General features: G+C 46.1%; 16 protein-coding genes. 3 read left to right on the forward strand and 13 right to left on the reverse strand.

Annotated features, from left to right (window positions below; all coding sequences use genetic code 11):
• Positions 1–105: 105 nt before the first annotated feature.
• From AC2A4J_RS14925 to AC2A4J_RS14975, 11 genes are all read right to left on the reverse strand, one after another.
• Positions 106–852, reverse strand: a complete 747-nt coding sequence (locus tag AC2A4J_RS14925) for an AAA family ATPase (RefSeq protein WP_484176597.1) — start codon at positions 850–852, stop codon at positions 106–108.
• A gap of 99 nt (positions 853–951) precedes the next feature.
• Positions 952–2,343, reverse strand: coding sequence for an NAD-dependent succinate-semialdehyde dehydrogenase (locus tag AC2A4J_RS14930; RefSeq protein WP_484176598.1), 1,392 nt, complete (start codon positions 2,341–2,343; stop codon positions 952–954).
• 13 nt (positions 2,344–2,356) lie between these two features.
• Entirely contained in the window at positions 2,357–3,634 is a 1,278-nt protein-coding gene (doeA, locus tag AC2A4J_RS14935) for an ectoine hydrolase (protein WP_255828888.1), read from the reverse strand.
• Entirely contained in the window at positions 3,631–4,890 is a 1,260-nt protein-coding gene (locus tag AC2A4J_RS14940; RefSeq protein WP_484176599.1) for a diaminobutyrate--2-oxoglutarate transaminase, read from the reverse strand. Before AC2A4J_RS14940 ends, doeA begins: the two co-directional genes overlap by 4 nt.
• 67 nt (positions 4,891–4,957) lie before the next feature.
• Positions 4,958–6,130, reverse strand: coding sequence for a N(2)-acetyl-L-2,4-diaminobutanoate deacetylase DoeB2 (gene doeB2 / locus AC2A4J_RS14945; RefSeq protein WP_484176600.1), 1,173 nt, complete (start codon positions 6,128–6,130; stop codon positions 4,958–4,960).
• 504 nt (positions 6,131–6,634) lie between these two features.
• Positions 6,635–6,985, reverse strand: coding sequence for a hypothetical protein (locus AC2A4J_RS14950; protein ID WP_484176601.1), 351 nt, complete (start codon positions 6,983–6,985; stop codon positions 6,635–6,637).
• A 14-nt stretch (positions 6,986–6,999) separates the two neighbouring features.
• On the reverse strand, positions 7,000–7,638 hold the full coding sequence (locus AC2A4J_RS14955) for a glutathione S-transferase family protein (RefSeq protein ID WP_484176602.1): 639 nt from the start codon (positions 7,636–7,638) through the stop codon (positions 7,000–7,002).
• Between the two features lie 46 nt (positions 7,639–7,684).
• Positions 7,685–8,155, reverse strand: a complete 471-nt coding sequence (locus tag AC2A4J_RS14960) for a DUF2867 domain-containing protein (RefSeq protein WP_484176603.1) — start codon at positions 8,153–8,155, stop codon at positions 7,685–7,687.
• Between the two features lie 55 nt (positions 8,156–8,210).
• Complete coding sequence (locus AC2A4J_RS14965; RefSeq protein WP_484176604.1) at positions 8,211–8,855, reverse strand: ATP-binding cassette domain-containing protein; 645 nt, start codon at positions 8,853–8,855, stop codon at positions 8,211–8,213.
• Positions 8,855–10,576 carry an ABC transporter permease gene (locus AC2A4J_RS14970; RefSeq protein ID WP_484176605.1) on the reverse strand — a complete coding sequence of 574 codons (1,722 nt, stop codon included), beginning with the start codon at positions 10,574–10,576 and terminating at the stop codon, positions 8,855–8,857. Before AC2A4J_RS14970 ends, AC2A4J_RS14965 begins: the two co-directional genes overlap by 1 nt.
• 178 nt (positions 10,577–10,754) lie before the next feature.
• Positions 10,755–11,966, reverse strand: a complete 1,212-nt coding sequence (locus tag AC2A4J_RS14975; RefSeq protein ID WP_441806429.1) for an ABC transporter substrate-binding protein — start codon at positions 11,964–11,966, stop codon at positions 10,755–10,757.
• Between the two features lie 167 nt (positions 11,967–12,133).
• Here AC2A4J_RS14975 and AC2A4J_RS14980 point away from each other — a divergent pair, with 167 nt between their 5' ends.
• From AC2A4J_RS14980 to AC2A4J_RS14990, 3 genes are read left to right on the forward strand one after another with little or no spacing between them, the layout of a single operon-like run.
• A complete protein-coding gene (locus tag AC2A4J_RS14980; RefSeq protein ID WP_484176606.1) occupies positions 12,134–13,276 on the forward strand; it encodes a succinylglutamate desuccinylase/aspartoacylase family protein in 1,143 nt (380 codons plus the stop codon).
• Between the two features lie 30 nt (positions 13,277–13,306).
• Positions 13,307–15,613, forward strand: coding sequence for an ATP-dependent helicase (locus AC2A4J_RS14985; RefSeq protein ID WP_484176607.1), 2,307 nt, complete (start codon positions 13,307–13,309; stop codon positions 15,611–15,613).
• A 10-nt stretch (positions 15,614–15,623) separates the two neighbouring features.
• Entirely contained in the window at positions 15,624–16,580 is a 957-nt protein-coding gene (locus AC2A4J_RS14990; RefSeq protein WP_484176608.1) for an isopenicillin N synthase family dioxygenase, read from the forward strand.
• A gap of 135 nt (positions 16,581–16,715) precedes the next feature.
• On the opposite strand, the gene AC2A4J_RS14995 is transcribed toward AC2A4J_RS14990, so the two are convergent.
• A complete protein-coding gene (locus AC2A4J_RS14995) occupies positions 16,716–17,474 on the reverse strand; it encodes an SDR family NAD(P)-dependent oxidoreductase (RefSeq protein ID WP_484176609.1) in 759 nt (252 codons plus the stop codon).
• 165 nt (positions 17,475–17,639) lie between these two features.
• Positions 17,640–18,425, reverse strand: coding sequence for a class II glutamine amidotransferase (locus tag AC2A4J_RS15000; RefSeq protein ID WP_484176610.1), 786 nt, complete (start codon positions 18,423–18,425; stop codon positions 17,640–17,642).
• Positions 18,426–18,445: the final 20 nt, after the last annotated feature.

Below are 18,445 nucleotides of genomic sequence, written 5' to 3' on the forward strand. Positions count from 1 at the left end.
ACATAACAAATTATGTAGTAATGATAGAGGAAGGTAGTTTTCTGAGGATTCGATATGATTTGGAATCCAATTTAAAAACAGCTTTCGCGAGGTGACAAACTAATCCTATGAAAACAGTTCTTTCAGCATTGGCTCAGGGTTGTTTAGGAAGGCCCTTGTCACTCCGTAATGTTCGGTGTCTTTGTATTTTACTGGGTAAATACCAGTTTTATCGATTTGGTAAATTTTCGCACCCGGATACGCCATCAGAATGGGTGAATGTGTTGCTATGATGAACTGAGATTGTTGGTTTATCAGTTGGTGCATTCGACTTAATACAGCAAGTTGTCTTGTTGGTGAAAGCGCGGCTTCTGGCTCGTCAAGGAGATAAAGCCCATTTCCACCAAAACGCTTCAACATAAGAGCTAGAAAAGATTCACCATGAGATTGATGATGTAGCGACTTTCCGCCATAGCTATCTTTAATAAATGGTCCTGGCGAGGGGTCTTCATCTAATTCATCAATATTGGTAGCCACGTTATAGAAACTTTCTGCTCTCAGAAAAAAACCATCTCGGTAGCGTTTAAAGGATTTCGAAAGGCGAAGGTAGCTATGTAGATCCGAATGAGTACTGCGTGTACCGAAGTTGAAGTTTTTGGTGCCGCCTTCTGCGTTGAAGCCAAGACTGACTGCAATGGCTTCGAGCAAGGTGGATTTACCACTGCCGTTTTCCCCAACAAAAATAGTCACAGCTTTATCGAACTCAATAAAATCCAGTTCCTTTACCGCAGGGATAGAGAAAGGGTAAACCTCAAAAGAGTCGATTAAATCTCTTTTAAGTTCGATGGTTTTCAAATATGGCAGCGGTTCCATGCTCATTACTCTTGTTACTTTTTTAAGGGTTGTTCACATACAAAAAGAGCCTCAAGGGAGGCTCTTTTACTGAGTGTTAAACATGATAGCAATATAGTGTTAAGCAATCCAAATCTGCTGTACGTTAACAAACTCCCGTATGCCTTGCGGGCCAAGTTCACGACCATAACCAGACTTACCAATCCCGCCAGATGGCAGTCTTGGGTCGCTTTTTACGATACCGTTCACAGCAATTTGGCCTGACTCTAGGGTCTCAATGGCTCTATCTATGGCCACTTGGTTGCTCGTCCAAATGCTGGCGCCTAAGCCATATTCTGTGTCGTTCGCCAATTCCAGCGCTTGATCTATCGTATCAATCGGCGTCACGCTGAGCACTGGGCCAAAGGTCTCTTCTTCAAATATTGTCATGCCAGGTTTTACATCAACCAATAACGTCGGCGGATAGAAAAAGCCCGAGCGCGAAGGTAAGTCGCCGCCAGTTAAACAGCGTGCACCCGCGTCGATGCTTGCAGATACTTGGCGATGTAATTGATCTCGCAAATCTTCTCTCGCCAATGGCCCTAGATTATTACTTTCGTCTCTTGGATCACCACATTTAAGTTTGCTAAAGCGTTCACGCAGTGCTTCACAGACTTCGTTATAAATCGATTTTTCGACAAACAGGCGTTTTACGGCGATACAAGATTGCCCCGCATTAATCATCCGTGACAGCGTAATAATATCGAGGGCTTTTTCCAAATCTGCATCAGCCATCAGAATGCAAGGATCAGAACCGCCAAGCTCTAAGACGGCTGGTTTTAATCCCGCTGCCGCTTGTGAAGCAATGGATTGTCCCGCCTTACTTGAGCCGGTAAAAGACACGGCTTTTACTTGCGGATGGTCGATCATTTTACTCGCCACCGAGTTGTCGACGGCTAAGTTTGCGACGACGTTTTCGGGTACGCCAGCTTGATAAAAACATTCCACCAATTTTTTGGCTGTGGCAGGCACATTTGGATCGGCTTTTAGCACGCAAGTATTACCCGCCATCAAGGCAGGTGCCAAAAAGCGTAATGCCAACCAAACCGGTGCGTTCCAAGGCAAGATGCCCAACACCGTACCAAGAGGAGGGTATTGCACATAGCTGTGGCTCGCGTCCGACTCTAAGCTTTCAGGTGTTAGAAACGCTTCACCGTTGTCGGCATAATATTCTGCACACCACGCACTTTTCTCGACTTCAGCAACGCCTTCTTTTATTGGCTTACCCATTTCTAGAGCCATTAAATCGGCCAGCTCGTGTTTGTTTTCTCGCATTGACGCTGCAACGGCTTTTAATATAGCCGCTCGCTTTGGAAAGCTTTTCGCCTTCCATTCCGAGAAGCCTGCCGCCACCTTATCGATGGCGGAGCGTGCTTCATCAAGTGACAACGCGGCACATGAAGGTAAGGCTTGCCCTGTTGTAGGGTTAATGCTTTCAAGGGCTGCAGTTTCTAGTTTGGCTGCTGTTAACATAGTCACCTCCTAATTAGCTCGCCGCTTTCTCGGTTTGCTTGGTGTTCGATTTGGACTTTTTGACTTCCTCTTTTGTTGGCAAGGTGCTGGACAGGTCAATAGCTTTCTTTTCCTGAGGCACTGCCACGCCGGATTTCACCGTAAAGTCACGATCCATGTTAAAGAAAGAGCGACAGCCATCTTCGGTAATTTCAATAGTATCGGAAATACCGCAGGTTTTATCGCCTTCAATGCCCCACATCCATGGAATCATATGGAAAGTCATACCCGGTTTTAGTACCGCTGAATTACCTTGTTTCAAGCTGATGATATAGCCTTCATCCCAGCTTGGTGGGAAGGCGATGCCGATGGAGTAGCCAGAGCGAGTGATCAAACTGGCGCCGACTTGGTTGTCCATAATGATGTTTCGTACCATGTTATCCACGTCCGACACTGTCATACCCGGCTGCACCACGCGATGTATTTCATTGAGCGCGCGCTTCATGATTTCTTGGGATTGATACATGGCATCGGATAATTCGCCAAGAATCACAGTACGCATCATGGCGGTGTGATAACGACGATAACAGCCACCGACTTCCAAAAAGACGTGTTCATTCGGTTGAACCGTTCGACCTTCGAAAGTAGCATGACCTATCATGCTTCGTGGCCCAGAAGTCACGTAGGGCATGACTGCAGGCGTTTCACCACCCGCACGGAACATGGCCGCCGCGATTTCTGCACCAATTTCGTTTTCCGTAATGCCTGGGCGACAGATCTCAATACCGGCTTTCATACCGGCTTCTGTCGCCAATGCAGCACGGCGCATTACCATGATTTCTTCTTGAGACTTACAGATTCGGCCTTCTTCGACGATGCCGAAACAGTCCATTAACTTGGCGTTTTTCAATGTCGTGTGAATGCAATCTTGCTGGTAAGCTGGGAAGAAGTAGCTATTGCGTTCATAACCAATGCGTTTGTCTGCCAAACCAAATTCTCGAAGCGCATCCACTAGCATTTGAATTGCATCGCCTGTATCTGGATAAGGTCGAGTGAGTTCAACCCATGTGCGAGCAAATATATTAGATTCTTCCAACGCTCGGGTGATCATGAAAGGCTCTTTTTCGAGCGGAATCACTAACGCCTGAAAGAAGGAGTAGCCAGTAGTCTGATAATCCGTTAAATACGCGATGTTCTCAGGGTCTGTGATCACAATCGCATCCAAGCGGCGCTCGGCAATGCGAGCGCGTAATTCACCCAGGCGGCGTTGGTACTCAGCAAAGGTAAAAGTCATATCATCACGTTCAATCATGCGGCTTCCTCCATTACAAAACGGACAGCGTCTTTTAAAATATCTAAGCCTTCTATCAAGTCAGCATCAGGGATGGTTAATGGTGGAATAATCTTCAAGACGCGACCGCCGCTGCCACAGGCCCCGAGCATCAAACCTTGCTTGAAGCAACGTTGCACAACTTTGGCGGCCACTTCACCGCTGCCCATATCCAAACCTAGAATCAGGCCTTTGCCGCGTAGTTCTTTGGCGCTGTTCTCGCTTACTAAGGGTTCTAGTGCGCTACGAACGGTTTTGACTTTATCGACGACTTCTTTCATCAGTTTATCGTCTTCAAAGTAGCTTAATGCGACCTCACCGGCGACGAAGGACAAGTTCTGACCGCGGAAGGTGCCAGTGTGTTCGCCCGGCGACCAATGTTTGTCCAAATCAGGATGCACCAAGTTCATTGCCATCGGTGTACCTGCGCCACCAATGCCTTTGGCCAAGGTAATGATGTCTGGGCTGATGCCCATGTCATCAAAACTGAAATAGGATCCCGTACGGCCGCAACCGACTTGAATATCATCAACGATCAGCACTGAACCAAACTCTTTGGCGAGTTTTTCCAACTTTTGCATCCACGTTTTACTAGCAACATTGACGCCGCCTTCCGCTTGGATGGTTTCTACCATGAAGGCCGCTGGTGGTTTAATACCACTAGATGGATCACGGTATTGGCTCGCTAGTGCGTCTAACGCCGCAAGTGACGTTTCTTGATCGTGTTCTTGATCGAATAATTCATGGCTGACATGCAGCAAAGGCACGCCGGAAGCTTGACGGAAATATTCGTTGGCGGTCGCTGCTAACGCACCCAAGGTCATGCCGTGAAAGCCTTGGCTAAAGGCGACAATATTGTGGCGTCCAGTTGCATTACGCGCCAGCTTCATCGCGGCTTCTACTGCGTTAGTGCCTGTTGGCCCCATGAATTGCATGCGATGAGGCATATTTCTTGGAGTAAGAATAACGTCGGTAAACTTCTGCATAAATTGGGCTTTGGCTTGGGTTTGCATATCCAAACTGTGAAGCACGCCATCTTTTTGCATGTAATCGATCATGGCTTCTTTCATGTGTGGATTATTGTGACCAAAGTTCAGTACCCCAGCGCCGGCGAAAAAGTCGATGTATTCCTTGCCGTCTTCGTCAATTTGGCGAGCGTTTTTTGCCGTAACAAAAACCGTTGGGTACGTGCGAGCGTAAGCTCTAATATTGGATTCTCGTTGTTCGAAAATAGTCATAACGTCTCCTCAAAAGGTCTTATCTCTATGACCTTTGGTTCGGGTTTTTGGGTTGTTACTGTTGCAGTCAGTGCTTTGGTAGTGATTGATCGGTAAGGCCGGCAAGTTGGCAAAACCAACGGCAGACATCAGCAATCAAGCGATCATTGAAATCGTAATGTGGGCTGTGGCAAGACACGTTATGGCCTTCGCCATCGTCGCTGCCAATCAGAGCAAACGCACCGGGAATAGCTTGTAGGTAATAGCTAAAATCTTCCGACGCCATGATAGGCAAGGCTTGTCCATGATTAAGTGTTTGCTCGCCATAAAGGGATTGCCAAATTTCTCTCGCGTATGTCGCTTGGACTTTATGGTTAATCGTTGCCTGGTAGCGCATGTCATGCTCGATCGTGCTTTTCACACCGTAGGCCGCTGCGGTGTAGGTGGCTACTTCAGAAATTTGCTGGTTGATCTTTTGCCGAGTGTCTTCGTCGGGAACACGAATGCTACCGCTTAATGTCGCTGTTTCTGGAATCACCGTTGGCGCGGTTCCACCGTGTATTTGCGTGACACTGATCACCGCTGTGGCTTGCGGAGCAATGCGTCGACTGACGATTTGTTGCAATGCAACGTTTACAGCGCTTGCTGCCAATAATGGATCAGCGCACAGTTCTGGTTGGCTAGCGTGCCCGCCGCGGCCTTTGAATTCCATGCTGAAAGTACCATTACCGCACATGACAATATCGTCAGGACAAGCGATTGTGCCGTAAGGCAGAGCAGGCCAGTTGTGCCAACCGTAAATCTCTCCAACATTTTCCAGCGCGCCGTCTTTGATCATTTCACGCGCGCCGTGAAAACCTTCTTCGGCTGGCTGAAAGATGAGTACCACGGGCTGAGGTAACTCATCTTCAAATTGTTTTAACCAACGTGCCGTTGCTAGCAGTGTTGCGGTATGGCCATCGTGACCACAAGCGTGCATGCAGCCTTGATTGACAGATTGCCATTCCTTGCCTGTCTGTTCGTCAATGGGTAAGGCATCCATATCTCCACGCAAAGCAATCGCTTTGCCTTCGGCGTTTTTGTTCAACCAAGCGACAGTACCTGTATCGGCACAAGCACGCCAAGGAATGCCTAACTCATCAAGCTGGCTGCGAACCAAAGACGCGGTGTTATTTTCTTGCCAACTAAGTTCTGGATGAGCGTGTAACTGCTTCCGCAATTTTTCAGCGAAGAGAATATTGTCTTGCCATTGTTGTTTCATAAACGCCTCCCTGAAAGCCCGTTAAATTTTGTAAGATTTGAAAAACTTCATACAGTAGTAATTAAATATTTGATGGGTTGCAATAGAGGAAAATAGAAAAAACATCAATAAAAAGCACAAAAGGCGAATAATAAAAGATAAGAACATCAAAAAAAGTGCTCAAAACAAACACATAGAGAAATATGTAAAAAATTCAAAAAAATATAAAAATTCACATTTTAATCAATAGATTGAACGTTTTTAAGTGCTCCAAAAATGCGCGTTAACGCCCTAAAAATAAGCGTTTAGCGGTAATTTTATAATTTCAAATTATTGTTATGTCTAATGATTAGTTATGTAAGGTTTTTGGTGGTGAAAGGTTATATATCTAATGGTTAGTGTTGTAGCGTTATTTCTTTATTGTTTTACCGCGTTATAAAATAAAAGGGAGCGTTGAATTAAATAGAAGCCGTGGAAAGCTGATAATATAAAGTTGCTAAGGTGGAAGAGTTTTTAGTTTAATCTCTAGCGAACAGTCGACTCATTGACATACCAAGTACCATCTTTGCTGTGTATACCAATAATGATTAGGGCTTCACGCTTTTCATAAATGCCTTTCCAAACGAATCGATAGCAAGCGTCACGTTTGCCATCGTGATAGCCCTTCAAAACACCAAAGTATTCGTAACCCATGTTCCTGCCATTTCTGGCCTGCATCTGCTTAATGTCATCCTCAAAACGTTCTGGAGAGAAGTCGACCAGATCTTGCTCTTCGTAATGTTTAACAAACAAATCATAGTTGCCTGTGTCATCTGCTTTGAGCATTTCCTTGAGAAACTTTTCCGCGATGGTTCTTTCTGCTTTGAGTTCTGGCATGTTGGCTTCCTTCTTTAGTGATAGTCAGCAAGGTTTAGGCCTTCTTTTTGACAGACTCTAATGATCGCTTTATGTTGAGCCAATTGGCGTAGATATCGAGAAAGGTTCTTGAAGGATAGAGGTGGTTTTTTTAGTTCGTCTGCCCACACGGCCAGCATAAAAAGAAAGTAATCACAGACACTGATTGTTTCTCCTACCAGGAAGCTTTTGCTTTCCAACTCATGGTCAAGCAGCGTTAGTATTTCAGTGATTCTTGTTTCTTGTGCGGCGAGAATGCCGCTGACGCTATTAATCTCTGTTGTGTATTTCTCTGGGTAGCAATAGATCATCAGCTCTGCTTGTAAGGTGTTGGTTAAATACATCAGCCATTGAAAAAATAATGCCCTGTTTTTATCGCCTATTGGCGGCATCAAATTAGATGTTGGGTGTGATTCAGCTAAATGTATGCAGATTGCTGCACTTTCAAAAATGGCGAAGCCATCATCTATTAAAGTAGGAATGCGTCCAGCGGGGTTTAGTGCTAAATAACTAGGAGACTTTTGGGCTTTGCTATTTCTATCGACAAGGGTCAACTCGAAATCAACTTGTAAGGCTTCAAGTATGAAATGAGGAGCCATACTGGCGTTTAACGGGTGATAATATAACTGGTACAAGTGCGGCGATCCTTCTGAAATTGTTTATTCTTTTGTATAAGAGATTTTAGTCATTAGTAAACAAACTTATCGTCCGAACGCGAGCCAGTGCATTACGAACAATCAAAACGTGAAAGGGCAGAATGGTTTTAAGGTAAATTTTTCCGCCAAGATTATGGGGATGAACCCAAGTCGATAAAAATACTCGCCCGTCTTTAGACATGACAGAGATTCTAAAGTCTAAATGTTTATCATTAAACCCAGCGATCAATTCTTGATCGGTTTCAGACTCAATAGGGAAGAAGCCTGTTTTGTCAGTCCCTTCTGATGTATCGCTTGATAAACCAAATTTAGAAACGACAGAGTTTCGTATGCTGACTAGAAAACGCGCCCATCCGGGAAAGTCGGTAATAATTTCAGCTGCTTCGCGAGGTGATAAATTGGATTGAACAGCGTAGCAATCGATGAAATCAGATTGCTGGATACGATCACTAAGAAGGCTGTTGCTAGGAAGTTCCGTTTCTACGACTTTGCTCATTGTTAATCATCCTGTTGATTTTGGTATTTGCTAACAGTTTATCTGTGTTTTTGTTTTATTCAAAAGGGCTTTTTACCCCCAACTCCAAACATTCTCCTTCCATGGCTTTGGCATCTTCAGGGTCGTGGGTGACAAGCAGTGCAGGTATATTCGCACTGCGTATTTCGTTTAATACAAAAGCTCGTACGTCGCGTCTTAGGGCTGGGTCGAGTTTGCTGAAGGGTTCGTCGAGCAGTAAGAAGTCGGGTTGGGAAAGCAGTGTGCGAAGCAGGGCGACGCGGGCTTGTTGTCCACCGGAAAGATCTTTTGGTAGGGCGTTGGCTTTGTCGGGAATGCCGAGTTTTTCCAAGGCGTTTTGCGCCATGTCGATGCGTGCAGATTTTTTGATATCGGCAGGGATGGCAAAGAGTAGATTTTCTATGATGCTCATGTGAGGGAACAACAAGGGCATTTGTTGTAACAAGCCGACCTTTCTATCTTGGGTAGACTTTGTGTGCAAGGCTTGGTTGTTTAAAAAGGCTTCGCCAGTAGTGGTTAAGTTAGGTGATAAAGAACCACTGAGAAAATGCAGTAAGCTGGATTTACCAATGCCGCTTGGCCCCATGATGGACAAGACTTGACCATCGGCGATCTCGAAGCTCAAATCTTTGATAAGTGTCTTGCCGTCCAATGTCAAAGAAAACGCATTTACACTGAGCACTATGTATTCCTTCTGCTAAACAAATTTTTCAATACCAATCGCCACCTAGTCCAACGTGGTGGGATGAATTGTGCGAGCCAAAATACCATGATGGGGAAAAAGGCTTGCAGCATTGCCATGCTGCCCACTTGTTTTCTGTCGCCCGATGCGGCTTGTGCCACGGCTTCTGTCGTCAACGTACTGTAACGGCCTTCACCGGCGATAAGAGTTGGTAAATATTGGGCGATGCTGACGGAAAAACCAATTGCAAAAGCCGTCAATATTGCTGGTTTTAACATGGCGATTTTCACTAAGACGTAATTACGCCAAGGGCGATGATTAAGTCGATTAGCTTGCAGTAAGTATTCTTCTTGGTAGGCCAAATAGGGGCCTTTTAAGGTTAGATAAACATAAGGCAAAACATACATTAGGTGCAGGGCAATAATGGCGCACAAGTCGCCATTTAGGTTCGAGTAAATCAGCAGCACATGCAAACCAAACAAAAAACCAATTTGTGGTAATAAAATCGGCACATAAATGAGCCAATCGAACACATGCGGTTTACTTGAGTTTGCACCTGTCATGTTGTGACGTTTGGTTTCCAGCATCACAAGGCTAATCGCGCACGCCAAGAGAGTTGCGACTAAGGCAATGGTCAGCGTATTTGAGGTGAGTTCCATCAGCAGCGGTGTGGCGCGGTCGATATTATCCCATGTCCATTGGCTTGGTAATGCATCGGGAAAACGCCAGCGTCGAGTAAGCGACCAAATCGGTAGCAAAGCCAGAGCCACAAAGGCATTCAGTAAGGCGAACATACCCAAAAAAACACCCAATTTGAGCACACTGTCGGTTAAGCCAAAGCGCTTGCCATTGCTGCGTTCGGCACGAGTTAAGCGGCTAAACAACAAGTGCGAGAGTTCCCAGCCAGCCAATACAACAACAATGACGAGCATAAGAGTGACTGCGCCCGCGCTGGCCATTAATCGCATGGATAAATCTGGGTCGTTAAACCAGCGCAACAAAGTGACCGCCAGTGTCGACGGTGTGTTAGGGCCGATGACCAAGGCCAAATCTACCACCGTCAAACTAAAGGCAATGACGATAAAAATAGGCAGGCGAATGATCGGATAGAGTTGAGGGATTAACACCTTGCGCCATAAGGTGAAACGGCTGTAACCAAGAGCTTGGCCAACTTGTAAGCTTTCTCGCGCCTTGATGCTTTTCATGGTGGCGAGCATAACAAACAGCAGGTAGGGCATTTCTTTTATCACAAGGGCGAGAATCAGGGAAACGCCATAAGGATCTTGTACAGTAATCCAGTTGGGCGGTCGATCAAACCCTGTCAGCCAAGGGCTAAACAGCCGAATCAACCAACCAGATGGACTCAATAAAAATAACAAGCCAATGGCAATGGCCGCGTGGGGAATCGCCAAAATCGGTGATAACAGTGCTTCGACTTTACGGAAAAACGGACGCTGATAACCCCAAGCCAACAGCGACAGAGCGAACCAAAGGGCGAGCAGAGGCGCGGCAATTCCCGTCACGAGAGTGAGTTTTAAACTGGCGTAAAATTCCCCTTGGGTAAACAAGTCACGCCAAGGAGAGAAGGAAAGGTCGTATTCACCAAGGGGAGGGAAATACGCAAACGCAGGAAGCAAGGTGCCGATCAAACCAATGGCAATGGGAAATACCAATAACAGACTAATTATCCCAGTGATCCATTTCGCGTGTTTTAACGGCATCTTGCTTCTTATTCAGCTAATTATAGAGTTTTAACGACGTCAATGTGGAACTTAGCACTACGTCACGAGCGATGCCAAGACGAGGCAAAAATAGACGAAAAGGCGGAGTTTATAAGCTATAAATGAGCACTTTGAGTCTATTTTTAACAAAGTATTGGCAAGCGCAGTAGTTGTGTGATTATTGTGCGTAACGCTTACGCCACTCAGACTCTAACGCTCCCACCCAACTACTGTGTGGTTCCGGTAGCGTTTGGCCTAACTCTTCAATGCTCAAGGTCGCGATGCCGCGAGGTAAAGCGTCAAATTTGGCTTGTTCAGCCGCTGGCAATTTTGCGTAAGATAAAACACTCAAATCGCCCCAAATGGTTGGCGTTTGTTTTTTAATTTGAGCTTCTGGTGACAACATAAAGTTCGCCACGACTTGTGCTCCCGCTGTTGCGCCGCTGTTGTAGGGAATCGCTAGAAAGTGTGTATTACCAATGGTGCCGTTCGTGAAAACGTAAGAGCGCACCGTGTCTGGCAAATTGCCTTTGTCGATTTGAACCGATGCCGCGGAAATGTCGAAGCTTAACGCCACGTCAATTTCTTGGTCATCTAGCAGGCGCATCATTTCTTCTGAGCTTGATGGGAAGGTTTGACCATTGCGCCATGCGACTTTATGTAATTCATCTAAATAGGCCCACAAAGGTGCGGTGATTTTATCGAAATCCACACTGTCTGCGGGTTGTGAAAGCGCTTTACGGTAAGGTGTTAATTCGTACAAGGCTTGCTTTAAAAAGGTTGAACCAAGGAATTGTGGTGGCTCTGGGTAGGTGATTCGTCCTGGGTTGGCTTTCGCGTAGGAGAGTAAATCGGCAATGGATTTTGGCGGATTGCTCAGGGTTGCTGTGTCGTGCATAAAGATGACTTGCGCCATGCCCCAAGGGGATTCCATACCATCGACGGGCGTACCGAAATCTTGCGTTAAGCTTTGGCGCGCGTTTTCGTCCACGTACGTAATGTAATTTGGCAGTGACTGGCTAAATGGGCCAAATAATAGGTTGTTGTCTTTCATGGCGCGGAAATTTTCGCCATTTAACCAGATGAGGTCGATTGAACCATTCGTGTTTTTGCCTGCGGCTTTTTCAGCTAAGACACGATTGACCGCATCAGAAGTATCGGTCAGTTTCACTTGTTTTAGCGTCACATCGTATTCTTCTTTAATACGATCGGCGGCCCATTGAATGTAATCGTTAATATTGTCGGCACCGCCCCAAGCATTGAAATACACGGTTTGGCCTTTGGCTTGTTGGAGCGTGTCCTGCCAAGTCTCAGTTGTGCTGGCTTGAGTGGATAAGCTGGTAAACGCAAACGTGGCAGCGATGGAGGCTGCGAGTAACGATTTTTTCATTCCTTTCTCCTGATGTTTTTAATCTGTACGAAAGCTTAGACGTAAATAGATCTTTGTTTCTTACAACTTTTATATTTAAGGAATTGTTTTTTATTAAGAATCGGTTTTAGCGTACCATGTTGCAGGCTCAAATTGGTCGAATGTTTTACTGCTTTTTTCGAGGTGTTATGTCTTACCAAATTTACTCTCATGTATTGCCGAGCGCGACACCGGGCACTCAACGTGTGTTAAAAGCCCATCACTTTGGTGAAGCGGGTGCGCGACCTAAAGTCTATTTTCAGGCGGGATTGCATGCCGATGAATGGCCGGGATTTTTGGTGCTTAACACCTTGCTGAGAAAATTAAAGAAAGCTGACGACGCAGGATTGATTCAAGGGGAGATAGTGATTGTGCCTGTGGCGAACCCGATTGGTCTGGCGCAGAACTTTCACGGCTATATTCCTGGACGTTTTGCGTTTTCTGACGGTGGCGGTAATTTTAACCGCAACTGGCCTCAGCTAGGTGCGAAAGTAGAAAAACGCATCAAGGGCGATATAACTGGTGATATAGAAAGCAATATAGACATTGTTCGTCAGGCGATTCACGATGAGTTGGTGTTGTTGCCAGAAACCACCGAACTGCAAGGCATGAAGAAAACTTTGTTGGCTCTATCTATGGAGGCAGACGAAGTGCTCGACCTACATTGTTCGGGTGAAGCCAGTATGCACGCCTATGTGGCACAAGAATTTGAAAGTCACTTTAAACCGTTATTGGCGCTGTTGGGTGCAAAAGTCGGTTTGTCTGAATTAGAAACCGGTGCCGCCTCGTTTGACGAAACCAATGTCAGCGTGTGGCGCGATTTAAAAGCCCATTATGCCCATTTGATTCCTTGGGGAAGTCGCTCTTTAACGGTAGAATTACGCGGCGAGAACGATATATCCAATGAGTTTGCTCAGCAAGATGCGCAAGCCTTGTTCGATTACCTTGTGCTGCGAGAAGTGATTGCAGGCAAACCACCTGTGATTGATGACAGCCAAGTCGAATATTATCCATTGGATGCCATGGATTTAGTCAAAGCACCGTGTGCTGGCATTGTTTGTTATCACAAAGCCATTGGCGAAGAAGTGGAAGCCGGCGAGGTGATTGGCGAAGTGGTAAACCTAATGGACGATGACGTGGAAACCTCCAGTTATCCTCTTGTTGCGCGAACCAATGGTGTCTTTTTTGCCCGAGTACAACGACGTTTGGTGGTGTGTGGCGAATCTATTGCCAAGATCGCCGGTAGAGAACACCTTGCGTTTCGTGAAATTGGCCATCTATTTGAAGACTAGCGCTTTGAAGATTTACAAGGCAAAACTATTTTGATTCAAGCTCAACCTAATACTGACGTGACGTCCTCGTTAACCGATGAGCAGCAAAGCGTTGTTCATCACGATCTTTCGTTGCCAGCAAAAGTCATCGCCGTAGCGGGCGCGGGTAAAACCACCACCTTAATTTCTCGTATCGAGCATCTGTTGGCTCAGGGTGTGGATCCGTCGCACATTGGCGTGTTTATGTTTAACAAAAGCGCGCAAGAGGAATTTTCCGAGCGTTTGAGCAAGCGACTCATGAGTGCTGGGCATTTGCGTTCACCAAGCGTGATGACCTTTCATGCCTTTGGTATGAAGTTTTGCCGCCGCTTAGAACAGCAAGGTTGGCTAGCGAGTGCCAAGTTAATTACCGACGATTTTAGTTTGGTAAAAATGTTACGCGAGGCGTTACAGCGTTTGGTTCGCAATGGTGAGAAAATCGCTATTTTAGACGAGAAAGATTGGCTAGAAGATGTCTTGTTGTTTGTCGATCAAGTGAAAGCTTCTGACCAACCCGCGCAGATCGTTTTTGAAGCTTTGGGCTGGTCTAACGAACGTAAGTTTTTCCCAGCGTTATATGATGAATTAGAGAAGCTACGCAAACGTAATAACATACGCTTTTTTGCCGATTTACTCAGCGACCCTTATGATTTAATCAGTCAATTAGACGAAGCTGAACGTGTGAGAGTGCGTGGCTTGGTGCCAGATTTCCGCTACTTGTTAATTGACGAGTTTCAAGACATCAACCCTTGCCAATACGAGCTACTAAAATTGCTTTATCCTGCGCCTTGCCAATGGATGATTGTCGGCGATGTTCAGCAGTGTATTTATGAATGGCGTGGTGCTAGTCCAGAGATTATGGCGAGTCAGTTTGATCAAGACTTTTCAAACGTAGCGACTTATCCGTTAAGTACCAGTTTTCGTTTTGGCCATGCCGTCGGTTTAATGGCATCGAGCGTGATCAGTGAAAACGATCCTGATGCCTTGGTGATTGGCGCTGGCGAACGTACGCGAGTGTCTTTTGCTCGCGCTCCGAAGACAGGTAAAGCTCTGTTGGGCGAGCTAAAATCTTGGGTTGATGAAGGTCGTGCATTAAGCGACACCGCGGTGTTGGTGCGCTTGTACAGCGACATGGTTCCAGTGCAATTAGCCTTGATGCACAAAGGCGTGCCGTATCAATTGCATGGTGATTCGCCATTGTTGGAAAATCGCCAAATTCGCATGCTAATGGCGTATCTGGCGGTGATTGCTGGTGGTTTGGAAACTTCGAACACCTTTTTTCATCCGGATGATATCGAATACTTGCTGACGGTGCCGAGCCTTGGTGGCTCCATGGCGCAGCGCAAAACCTTGATCCAACAAGCCAAACAAGCGCCGCATTTGTTGCCGCAGATTATCGAGTCCGTAGCCGATGCCACGGATGGCTGGCGTGCTAAAAAACTATACGAACGTGCTGATTGGTTGCGCAGCTTAGGCATTTATCGCACCGATCCGGGGCAAGGCTTAGCGCATACCTTGGAGAAGTTGGGCATTTATCGTTATTTCGAAAGCACCAGCAGCAAAGATATTCAGACCCAAGAAAAGATCGCCACCTGCGATGCCTTTATGGCCTATGTGCGAGGCGTAGGCGGTGATGCCAAGTCGATCTTAGAGCAACTTGCCACCCTGAATGAAAAGCAAACGGACGATGTTCACGGCGTGCATTTGATGACGATTCATAAGTCGAAAGGCTTAGAGTTCGATCAGGTGTTATTGTCTGGCTTACAAGAAGGGCGCTTCCCGTATTATGACGAGGATTTGAGCGCCATTGATAAGCAAGCGGCCAGTGATTTGGCGTCTGAACGTCGTTTGTTTTATGTGGCGATCACCCGCGCCAAACAGAAGCTAGTATTGCTTGAATCCCCAAGTGCCGACGATCATAAACGCATGAAGCAGGGCGATATCCCTCGCGCCGCATTGAAGAGTTTGTCCTTGTCACGTTTTGTGTTTGAAGCGCAGCCTTATGCGGTGAGTCGTATTTGCGAAGCTTGGTATGTTGAAAATGTTGGCACGCCAATTGATACGGAAAAAGGTTCGATTTTTCAGCGCTACTTGAACGCGGTTGATCCTTCTCCGTCGCTGACCTTTCGTCATCGAGTAGAAGGGAAAAGTCTGCTGCAACCTGGCGACAAAGTCCGCCATGATCAGTTCGGTCAAGGTGTTGTTGTACGACAAGAGCGCGACGACAAACAAATGATTTTTGTGGATTTTGGCGAAGTGGGTCTAAAACGCTTTAATCCCAAGCACACGCAACTTATTAAAGTATCTTCCAGAGCTTAAGGAACATGTAATGTCTATACCGTTAATTGATCTGTCGAAGCTGATTCATGAAAGCGAATCTGTTCGTCAGAGCGAAATTAAAGCCTTAGATAAGGCATGTCGTGAAATTGGTTTCTTTTACCTAACCAACACAGGCATTCCAAAAGAATTGATGGCCGCGCTGATGCGCGAAGCCAAGCGTTTTTTCAATCAGCCACAAGACGTAAAAAACGCCATCGACATAAAAAAAAGCATTAACCATCGTGGTTACGGCAATATTGGCGAAGAGCAGCTCGACGAAGTGAGCCAAGGGGATTGGAAAGAAACCTTTGATATGGCGTTGGACTTTCCTAAAGATCATCCTTTGGCGATTAAATATCCGACGGCTTACGGCCCTAATCAAAATCCAAGCAATCCTACTACGCTGGAAGTGCTGCAAGAATACTATATAGAGGCTTTCCAGGTGGCGCAGAAGCTGCTGACTGCCATGGCGCAAGCTTTGTCTTTGGAAGACGACTTCTTTGTTCGTGGTTTTAAAGATCACGTGACGGTTTTGCGTATGATTCATTATCCACCGCGTCCAGCGAACGATCATGACAATGGCGCTGGCGCGCATACAGATTACGGCTGTGTCACCTTGTTGTTGCAAGATCAGATTGGTGGCTTGCAGGTAAAAAATCGCCAAGGTGAATGGGTGGATGCAACGCCAATAGACAATGCTTTGGTGGTGAATATTGGCGATTTGATGCAGCGTTGGACTAACGACGAATACGTTTCCACCGCACACCGAGTGCGTGCGTCTTTGCCAGATGTACATCGCTATTCGTTTCCGTTCTTTGTAGAGCCAGACTACGAAACGAACGTCGAGTGTGTGCCAAGCTGTGCGACCGCTGACAAACCTGCGAAATACGATGGGATTTTGAGTGGCGACTGGATTCAGTCACGCTTTGATGCGACTTACGCCTATCGAGAGAAAGAAAAAGCGTAAGACGAGTTTCATATGTTCCAATATATTCGGTTCAAATAAAAAGTCCCTTCGCGACACGGCTAACAAAGAGTGTTGCGAAGGGACTTTTTTACAGCCTTGCGAATACTTTTACACTGAATGCCTAATGAAAAAACATTACTGTGCTAGGTAACCGCCATCGACTGGGTAGTAAGACGCTGTGACAAAAGATGCACCGTCACTGGCTAACCAAGCGACAAGGTGAGCAACTTCTTCGGGTGTGCCTAGGCGTTTTAGTGCGTGTTTTTCTGCGAGCATATTTAGTGTGTCGGCATCTAAATGTTCATCGACCAAAGGTGTGTGAATAAAGCCGGGGCCGACTGCGTTTACACGAATGTTTTCGTCGGCGTGTTCAACCGCTGCAGATTTCGACATGCCGACAACACCGTGTTTGGCGCTGACATACGCTGGAGAATTTGGGAAGGCAACTTGGCCGAGAATAGAGGCCATATTAATGATGCTGCCGGAACCGTTTTTACGCATGGCTGCAATGGCTTCGCGCTGACAATAAAAAACGCCATTGAAGTTCACATCGACCACTTTCAACCAATCTTCTGTGGTGTAATCTCCAGATTTACAAGCAGGGCCACCAATGCCAGCGTTGTTGACGGCGATGTCTAAACTGCCCAATTGCTTGACCGTTTCATCCATTGCTGCCTTTACCGATTCTGGGTCGCTGACGTCGACTTTTATGGTGATGCATTTGACATCGTATTTGCTGACAGACTGCTTAGCTTTTTCGAGTGCGTCTTCGTGTAGATCCCAAATGGCTACGTCGGCACCAGAATAGGCGAGTAATTCAACACAGGCTAAACCAATCCCTGATGCGCCGCCTGTTACTATGGCCTTTTTGTTGTCTAATTGGTAGTTGATCATGTTAGCTCCCTTTAGTTGAATCAATGCAATTGAATAACTTACCTTTGTAGGTTAACAGTCAAGCGATTAAGTTACATGATGTAGGTCAAGTGTAGGTCAAGGATGGGAAGAAAGTGTGCTAATGATATAAAAGATAAAATACTTATCAAATATTAAAAATGACCGCTAGGCGGTCATTTTTAATAAACCAGACAAAGGTTGAATTTGATAATTTTGATCTTTGATTTTGGCAATATGACCAGCTGGGACCTGAGCCCAACTGGCGCTCGAGTGATCGAGTGGTTCTGAGCCAATGACGATGTGCTTTTCAAATTGTTTGTAGTACAGGCTGGGTGCTTGTTCATCACTAGAAAAGCGAATCGCGGTGATTTCTTCTCCGTCTGAAAAAACGGCGGTAAAGCGCAACGGGTCTTGTATATTCTTTGCTTTCATCATGTCGATAATTTGCGCTAGGGTTGTCTCAATCGCATGCTCTGGATTCGTTTCTAAGCCGTTGGCGATCATTAATAAGAAGATCACTTCTGAATCGGTTGCACCGTGGCGATGGCTGTAAAGATGCTCTGGAATCAAACGATCCAGCTGCCAGCGCAACGATTCGTAGCCGCCAATTTGTCCGTTGTGCATGAATAACCAGTTTTTGTAACTGAACGGATGGCAGTTTGAGCGGTTGGTTTCCGTGCCTGTGGAAGAGCGGACATGAGCGAAGAATAGTCCGCTTTTTATGTGTCTCGCTAAGCTTTTTAAATTGCTGTCACTCCAAGCTGGTAGTACTTCATGGTAAAGGCCTGGTTCTTCGCGTTCATCGTACCAACCAAGACCAAACCCATCCGCATTTACTGTGACTTCCGACTTTCTGGCGCTTAAACTTTGATGAATTAAAGAATGTTCTTGTTTAAAAAGTAATGACTCAAGGTAAACGGCATCACCTTGATACGCCATCCAACGACACATGGTCTTCTCCTAGGAATGAA

This window comes from Marinomonas sp. ATLA20 (assembly GCF_057180105.1).